Annotated in this window: 5 protein-coding genes; 4 read left to right on the plus strand and 1 reads right to left on the minus strand. The window is 58.2% G+C overall.

Going from position 1 to position 5,271, the window contains the following annotated elements; translation table 11 throughout:
• From ACXJ5O_RS17960 to ACXJ5O_RS17975, 4 genes are all read left to right on the plus strand, one after another.
• Positions 1–1,524 (plus strand): phytoene desaturase family protein (locus tag ACXJ5O_RS17960; RefSeq protein WP_457301079.1); only part of this gene is annotated, 1,524 nt, incomplete at its 5' end.
• Positions 1,525–1,528: 4 nt separating this feature from the next.
• The gene (locus ACXJ5O_RS17965) at positions 1,529–2,764 is read left to right on the plus strand and encodes an aminomethyltransferase family protein (protein ID WP_457301080.1); all 1,236 of its coding nucleotides are present in this window, start codon (positions 1,529–1,531) and stop codon (positions 2,762–2,764) included.
• 1 nt (position 2,765) lies between these two features.
• The gene (locus tag ACXJ5O_RS17970; protein WP_457301081.1) at positions 2,766–3,026 is read left to right on the plus strand and encodes a hypothetical protein; all 261 of its coding nucleotides are present in this window, start codon (positions 2,766–2,768) and stop codon (positions 3,024–3,026) included.
• Positions 3,023–4,138: a porin gene (locus ACXJ5O_RS17975; protein WP_457301082.1), complete on the plus strand. Its 1,116-nt coding sequence runs from the start codon at positions 3,023–3,025 to the stop codon at positions 4,136–4,138. The genes ACXJ5O_RS17970 and ACXJ5O_RS17975 overlap by 4 nt, the downstream gene beginning before the upstream one ends.
• A gap of 85 nt (positions 4,139–4,223) precedes the next feature.
• Here the strand turns inward: ACXJ5O_RS17975 and ACXJ5O_RS17980 are convergent.
• A partial coding sequence (locus tag ACXJ5O_RS17980; protein WP_457301083.1) for an aminotransferase class I/II-fold pyridoxal phosphate-dependent enzyme occupies positions 4,224–5,271 on the minus strand: 1,048 nt, incomplete at its 5' end.

Consider the following 5,271-nt stretch of genomic DNA (forward strand, 5'->3'; position numbering starts at 1 on the left):
GGCCTCGTTGCTGCCGCTACTCTTGGGAAAACCGGCAGAAAAGTGCTGGTGCTGGAAGCGGATGGTGAAACCGGCGGTGCTGCCCGCACCGAGGAATTCGCACCAGGTTTTCGGACGTCTTCGGTAGCCCACCTGATCAACAGGTTGCATCCTGAGGTAATCAAGTCTCTGGAATTGCAGAAGCACGGCCTGAAACTGGACACGTCCCCTTTGATGCCGACCACCGTGCTTTCAGCAAAAGGTGCGCCGCTTACCCTTGTCGGTGCGTATGGCGAAAGCCTTGTCGGCGCTTCCAAGCCCGAGCAGGAAGCGTGGAGCGAACTGCGCAGTCAACTCTTCCGCTACGCCGGAATCCTCAAACCCCTGCTCTCACGCAGACCCCCCGATCTGAGCGGCATGTCATTTGCGGAAACGTCGGCCATGGCCATGACCGGCATCGCTCTGCGCCGGCTCGGCAAGGAGGACATGCGCGATTTCCTGCGCATGCTGCTCATGAATGTCGCGGACGTGCTGGATGAGCATCTCGAAGATGACCGGCTGAAAGGCCTGCTCGCGTTCGATGCCACGCTTGGCAGCCATCTTGGGCCGCGCTCCCCGACCTCCCTGCTCGGGCTCTATTACCGGCTTGCGGGCGAAATTGGTGGCAAGCCCGGTGCGCAGATGCATCCCGTCGGCGGCACTGGCGCCGTGGTCAAGGCAATCGAACTGGCCGCAGAGCAGGCCGGTGTGGCCATCCGCTCGAATGTTCCCGTCGCCAGGATCATCATCGAGAATGGCCGGGCTGTCGGGGCCGTGTTGGAGAGCGGTGAGGAAATCCGGGCGAAAACGGTTGTATCCGCCATTAGTCCTCGCACGACGTTTCTCAATCTTGTCGGGACCCGCGAGATCGATACGGGATTTGTCCGAAGGATCAATAATATCCGCGTCAATGGCGATGCCGCGAAACTACATCTGGCCTTGGGCCGAATTCCGCAATTTTCAGGCTTGCGCGCACCCGAGTTGAACGGACGGCTGGTTGTCGCGCCTTCTGTCAATCACGTTGAGCGCGCATTCAATCCCTCCAAATACGGAGAATTCTCGCCCGAGCCCGTCATGGAGATAACATTGCCAAGCTTGCTCGACCCATCGCTGGCGCCCGACGGGACGTGCACTCTCTCCGCCGTCGTTCAGTATGCTCCCTACGCATTGAAGGAGCGTTGGAGCGCTGGCAAACCGAAATTCCTGAAGGCAATTCTCGCACAGCTGGAGGCATATGCTCCAGGAATCGGCAAATCGATCCTCCACGCCGAACTCCTCACGCCGCTGGATATTGAACGGCGTTACCGCATGCCGGGTGGACATTGGCACCACGGAGAACTGCAGGCTGATCAGATGCTGATGTCACGCCCCGTTTTCGGTGCCGAAGGTTATGACACGCCCATCGACGGACTTTATCTTGCAAGTTCCGGCTCACATCCGGGCGGCGGCGTATCAGGCGTCCCGGGATTGAACGCGGCGCGGCGCGTCATCGCGAGGAAAGGATAACGTCATGAAGCACAGCGACCCAAAAAAGCTACTGATGGCGAGAGCCGCCTCACAGGACCATTTCCGCAAGCCGCGCATCGCCTCGCCGTTTCAACCGCGCATCGAGGCCTTGATGCGAACCGAGGAATGGTACGACTGGGCAGGCTACAAGGCGCCTCTTTCGCTTTGGGACGAAGAGCTCGAATATTTTGCCATTCGTAGCCAGGCCGCACTGTTCGATATATCACCCATGGTGAAATACCGGGTTGAAGGACCGGATGCCGAAGCGTTTCTCAACAGGGTATCCCTTCGCGATGTGAGGAAGTTGCGGCCCGGCAGAGTTCAATATACGGCCTGGTGCGACGATGAAGGCCACGTGCTCGATGACGGAACGCTTTTCCGCCTGACGAAAAATCGGTTTCGCCTGTGCAGCCAGGAACGGCATTTGCCTTGGCTGCTCGACAGCGGCATCGGGTTCGACGTCAGCATTTTCGAGGAGACCAGGGCTATCGCGGCTTTGGCCCTGCAGGGACCAGCATCCTTTGCGGTCCTACGCGATGCGGGCTTCAAGAATGTTGACACGCTCAAGGTCTTCGATCTTGCCGAATTCGAGCACGAAGGTGGTACCGTTACGATCTCACGCACAGGCTTTACCGGCGATCTCGGCTATGAATTGTTCATAGACCAGGAACTGGCCCTCGGTCTTTGGGATCGGTTGTGGCAAGCAGGAGAACCCCGTGGCATGCGCGCAATAGGCTATGCCGCACTCAACCGGGCGCGGCTCGAAGCAGGGCTGATTGTTGCCAACTCGGATTTCATCACCGCCGAGCACGCCATCCGCGCGGACCGGGTGCGAATGCCGGGTGAGATTGGCCTCGGATTCATGATCGATATGGAAAAGCCCCACTTCAACGGGCGGCGTGCCATCCAGCAAGCCCGAGCCAAGGGCGGTCTGCAGCATGTCCTTGTGGGGCTCGAAATCGAAGGGAATATCCCAGCCGAACACGCCATCGTCTATCACCAGGGCAAGCGCGAGGTAGGTCTTGTCAGCGCGGCGATATGGTCGCCAATGGCCAAGCGCAACATTGCGCTAGCCAGCCTGGAGCGGCCCTACGGCGACACCATAACCGGCGATCTGTGGGTCGAGATCTATGCGATGCGCGAGCTGCGTTATCAGAAGCTGATGAAGCGGGCCAAGGTGGTGCCGAGGCCTTTCATCAAGCTTGACCGGCGCACCGCGAACCCGCCAGCGGATTTCTGACATGTCTGTGCCTAGCGACGATGAGCGAGAACAGTGGGCCTTGGTCAATACGCCGCTGGGACAGGAATGGTCGGGCCGCGCTCGTTATGCCGCCGCTATGTACTTCAATCGGCGGGGCGAAATGGATGCGGAGACATTGGAGATCTATCGCATCTGTTCGCGTCTCGATTGGGAAGATCCTCTTGCGATCCTCAGATCGCATTCTATCGGAAGCGACTGGTTGACAAAGATCAATGACTATCAACATGGGGAACAACGATGAATATCAAAAGCTTTTTACTGGGATCGATTGCAACTTTGGTTGTCGCTTCCGGCGCGCGCGCTGCAGATGCAGTTGTTGTTGCTGAACCGGAGCCCGTTGAATATGTGCGCGTTTGCGATGCATACGGCACCGGCTTCTTCTACATACCGGGTACAGAGACCTGCCTGAAGATCGACGGTTATGTTCGTTACGATGCTGCAGCCGGCGACAATCCCTATGATGGGACAAATGTCGGCGCCAAGGGCAACGAGACCTGGTACAAGCTCACCCGTGCAGAGGTTCGCTTCGACGCCCGCTCCGAAACCGAACTGGGCACATTACGCTCCTATGCCGAGACCCGCCTTGAGTATGAGAATGGCGTCTCCACCGGTGGTACACTCCCGCAAGCCTGGATCGAACTCGGCGGCTTCCGCATCGGTACAGCTGATGAACTCTTCGGCTCATTCGTCGGCTACGCCGGCAATGTCCTCAATGACGATGTGATCAACTATCAGTCAGGCCAGAGCAATCAGGTCAGCTATACCTTTACAGGCGGCAACGGCTTCTCGGCCATGATCGGCGCTGAACAAGGCCAGGACGATGTTACCGGCCTTGGCGGACAATACGTTATCGAAGACTATATGCCTCACGTTCTCGCCGGTGCAAAACTTGAGAAAGATTGGGGCGGTGTATCCGGCGTCGTCGGCTACGACTCAAATGTCGAGGAATTTGCCGGCAAGCTCCGGCTGGACGTCACGATCAACGACAAGTTCTCGGTCTTCGTCATGGGCGGCTATCAGTCCGGCTATGACAATGACTTCGATCCCGCGACAGGCGATGTCGATCAGTTCAACCGCAACTGGTTTGGCACTTGGGAGGGCGATTGGGCTGCGTGGGGTGGTTTCACCGCAAAGGTCGCCGAAAAGGCAACTCTCAATGGCCAGGCGGCATGGGAAGACGAAGGCACCTACGCCTTTGCACTTAACGTCGAATACGAACTGGTTCCCGGGTTCGTAATCACACCGGAGCTCAACTACACCAAGTTCGACGGCGCTCGCGAAGCCTTCTCGGTTGCCAATGGCGGCGATGACGATGCTTTCGGGGGCACAATCCGCTTCCAGAGGAATTTCTGAACCCTCACAGGCGCTCATTTCTGAATACATGAAAACGGCCTGAACTCTCGGGCCGTTTGTGCATGAAGCAAAGCGCGCCGGATGCTCATCTGGGTACAGCGGCCGCAACCTCGATCGYGGCTGCGACCCTTTCGACGTCTGGCAATTGAAGGACACTGGTGGCGACGCGTATGAAATTGATCGGCTTCATGGAGAATTTTGAGCCCGGATGAACGGCGATGCCGCGGGACGCCAGGGTAATCAGCGCAAAGTTCTCCGACATGACCGGGACGAGTACGCTCAACCCGTCTCCAGCATCAATTCCTATATCGCGCCGGAGCAATTCCGAGGCAAATGCTTGCCGGCGCTCGCGATATATCGTCCTGGCTCGTCGGATGATTTCGTCGGTCGAAGGGTCCTGAATAAGCCAGGATGCTGCAGCCTGCAAAATCCTGCTCGTCCACCCCGCGCTGAAGCTTCGATACGATTGAATCTGTTCGACGATACGCGCCGAACTCGACAACACGGCCAGCCTCAGATCGGGTCCGAGGGTTTTCGAATAGGAAAGGATATGGATGACGCGGTCCGGAAAACGCCGACCCAGTGACTGCCGGGCCGCCTCTGAAATATCGCCGACACCATCGTCTTCTATGATGAGCGTTTCGGACTCCTTGAGCACGTCGCCCAGCGCTTCAAGCCTTTCCGCCGTCATGGAGGAGCCGGTGACGGAATGCACCCTGGGCTGGAAAAGAAACGCCACCGGTTTCTCTTTCAACGCTTCCCTGAGCGCGTCCGGAAGCGGTCCGTRCCCRTCGCATGCAACCGGGATGATCGGAACGTCGAGATCCTCCAGAATATCCAGAAGCCGCATTGCCGTCGGGTCTTCTATTGCAACCGGCGAACCGGCAGGCACCAAGGCATGCAGCAAGGTGTATACGGCGTTGTACCCTCCATTGGTTGCCAGGAATGCACCAGGATCATAGGGCCAGGATGGACGAACCACCTCTTCCAATTCGGGCAGGATGCGAACCCTTTCGTAGCTGTTGAGCGCTTCGGCTTTCGCTCCATGCACCAGCGCAGCTTCCAGCGGCGGAAGCAAAGACCTATCCGGTGACGCCGTCGCGAGTTCCAAGGTGTCCGGCACGTAGTTGCCT

It is taken from the genome of Phyllobacterium sp. P5_D12 (genome assembly GCF_054049495.1).

Excerpts from the sequence above, each read along its gene's own strand:
- ACXJ5O_RS17965 (WP_457301080.1), top strand. The coding sequence starts at position 1,529 with ATGAAGCACAGCGACCCAAAAAAGCTACTGATGGCGAGAGCCGCCTCA.
- ACXJ5O_RS17970 (WP_457301081.1), top strand. The coding sequence starts at position 2,766 with ATGTCTGTGCCTAGCGACGATGAGCGAGAACAGTGGGCCTTGGTCAAT.
- ACXJ5O_RS17975 (WP_457301082.1), top strand. The coding sequence starts at position 3,023 with ATGAATATCAAAAGCTTTTTACTGGGATCGATTGCAACTTTGGTTGTC.